Origin of the sequence: Halobacillus sp. BBL2006, assembly GCF_000786645.1 — a bacterium.
Taxonomy (GTDB): Bacteria; Bacillota; Bacilli; order Bacillales; family Halobacillaceae; genus Halobacillus.
Genome location: NZ_JRNX01000927.1, coordinates 1 through 1,660, shown reverse-complemented (window position 1 = coordinate 1,660; position 1,660 = coordinate 1). Strand labels below are relative to the sequence as shown.

The 1,660-nt window shown below is 43.3% G+C and carries 2 protein-coding genes; both read left to right on the top strand.

Annotated elements, in window-relative coordinates; all coding sequences use genetic code 11:
* Window positions 1-299: aminotransferase class V-fold PLP-dependent enzyme (locus LD39_RS21145; protein WP_156112708.1), on the top strand; the 299-nt coding region annotated here is incomplete at its 5' end.
* Window positions 300-317: 18 nt separating this feature from the next.
* Entirely contained in the window at window positions 318-1,430 is a 1,113-nt protein-coding gene (gene mnmA, locus LD39_RS21140; protein ID WP_035553580.1) for a tRNA 2-thiouridine(34) synthase MnmA, read from the top strand.
* Window positions 1,431-1,660: the final 230 nt, after the last annotated feature.

Below are 1,660 nucleotides of genomic sequence, written 5' to 3'. Positions count from 1 at the left end.
ACTTTAAGGTGAACGGGAACGAACTGAGTAGCGTAGCTTCTATTGTAAATGTTAGTTTCCCTGGTATGAATGTTGAAGCCTTGTTAACGAACTTTGATTTGTCTGGAATTGCAGCCTCTAGTGGAAGTGCTTGCACAGCTGGAAGCGTAGAGCCTTCTCACGTTTTGACGGCTATGTATGGGGCTGAAAATCCGAGAACGACCAATTCTATACGGTTTAGTTTTGGGTTAGCCAACGATGAAGATAATGTCGTTGAAGCAGCAAAGAAAGTCTCCCAAATCATCAAGAGATTGAGCTAACAAAGGAAGGTGAATAAAATGAAGGATCCGAAAGATACACGTGTCGTTGTTGGAATGAGTGGGGGAGTCGATTCATCCGTCGCTGCTCTTCTCCTCAAACAGCAAGGATATGATGTAGTTGGGATTTTCATGAAAAACTGGGACGACACCGATGAGAATGGTGTATGTACAGCAACGGAAGATTATGAAGATGTCATTCGAGTGTGTAATCAACTGGACATTCCGTACTATGCTGTGAATTTCGAAAAACAATATTGGGATAAAGTGTTCACATATTTTTTGGAAGAATATAAAGCAGGACGTACACCAAATCCAGATGTCATGTGTAACAAAGAAATCAAGTTTAAAGCATTTCTTGATCATGCCATGTCCCTTGGCGCGGATTATTTAGCTACGGGTCACTATGCACAGGTACGCGAAAATAATGGTTCTTATGAAATGCTTCGTGGAGTCGATCAAAACAAAGATCAAACTTATTTTCTTAACCAACTGTCCCAGGACGTTTTGGCAAAGGTAATGTTCCCGCTTGGTCATATCGATAAAAAGCAAGTACGGAAAATTGCAGAAGAAAACGGATTGGCTACGGCTAAGAAGAAAGATTCTACAGGAATTTGCTTTATCGGTGAACGAAACTTTAAAGAATTTTTGAGTGAGTATTTACCTGCGCAGCCAGGAAATATGGAAACCCTTGATGGTGAAGTGAAAGGGAAGCATGATGGATTGATGTACTATACACTTGGACAAAGGCAAGGGTTGGGTATCGGCGGAGCCGGTGATCCATGGTTTGTCGTTGGGAAAAATGTAGAGGACAATATCCTGTACGTCGGTCAAGGCTTCCACCACGACGCCTTATACTCTGATGGTTTGATCGCTACAAAAGCGAACTGGACAAGTGGCTACAAACCTGAAGATGCTTTTGAATGTACGGCTAAATTCCGTTATCGTCAGGATGACAGTAAAGTTACCGTATACCCACTGGATGACGGAAGCTACAAAGTCATGTTCCATGAGCCTGAACGAGCAATTACACCAGGTCAAGCTGTTGTCTTGTATAAAGATGAGGTTTGCTTAGGGGGGGCTACAATTGATACAGTATTAAAAGAAGATACCGCGGTCACTTATGTTGGATGAAGGATAAAGGTCATGTCCCGGTCAGGGCATGGCCTTTTTCTTTGGAACTCCCCAAGGATTGTATCAGGTCTTAAAGGTTATCTAGCAATCGCGCAGTAATCTGGAAGACTTTATTTCGAGATGTTCGTCGGTTCCTTTACTGGTATGTGAAGCAGGTGGTCGGGGAAATAACTCGCTTTCCGTGGGCGTACGGGCCTAGCGGCTAGTGAGACTTCCCTCGCTTCTGTACG

What these genes read in the sequence shown, in the direction of transcription:
- mnmA (WP_035553580.1), top strand. Translation starts at nt 318, where the DNA reads ATGAAGGATCCGAAAGATACACGTGTCGTTGTTGGAATGAGTGGGGGA.